This window comes from Massilimicrobiota sp. An134 (genome assembly GCF_002160815.1).
Classification (GTDB): domain Bacteria; phylum Bacillota_I; class Bacilli_A; order Erysipelotrichales; family Coprobacillaceae; genus Allocoprobacillus; species Allocoprobacillus merdigallinarum.
In genome coordinates this window covers 1-612 of record NZ_NFLH01000086.1, presented here as the reverse complement: position 1 = coordinate 612, position 612 = coordinate 1, and the positions used below count along the sequence as shown (strand labels likewise).

Annotated in this window: 1 protein-coding gene; it reads right to left on the bottom strand. The window is 36.9% G+C overall.

Translation table 11 applies throughout. The features are described 5' to 3' along the window. On the bottom strand, positions 1-612 hold a 612-nt coding region (locus B5E79_RS13280), incomplete at both ends, for an IS110 family transposase (protein ID WP_143746807.1).

The following is a 612-nucleotide window of genomic DNA, read 5'->3' as shown; positions in this document are numbered from 1 at the left end:
TGCGAAATTCCTGGTACGGAGATGATAGGAGAGTTTAAGTCAGTGGAAAACTCTTCTATTTTTTTATCTATTTCTTTGAGCTGATCATTAAGCAGTTCGATATGAGCTATTAGATGTTTGATCTGCATTTCATCTGCCAACGAAGAAATGCCAACAGATGTTTTAGCACTTTCCTTTAGCTTTTCAGCAGTCAGAGAAATGCGATTGCCTCTGCCGGTAATATCAAAACATTTGCGCAATGTTCTGATGTCAGCCTGTGCAATGGCCTTTGCACTGCCAAACTGTTTAAGAATAGACATATAGACTTTGGTATACTTGGATTTAAAAAGTGAGTTATATTCAGGAAAAACAAGATCTATGCATTTCTGCAGACGATTGGAAAGAACATTGATCTGTTCCTTGAGGGAATGATGCAACCTAGTCAGCTGCTTTTGTTCATAAAGGTCAAATTTCTTAGATGACGTCAAACGATAAGGTTTCTTGAGTTTATTTGAGCTTAATATATCGCATATATTAAGAGTATCAAGTTTATCGTTTTTAGTGATGCCACCATCCATTCTACGATTGAGATCGGTAGTTTTAGGATTGATCAAAGCGACGTTGTAGTTCTTC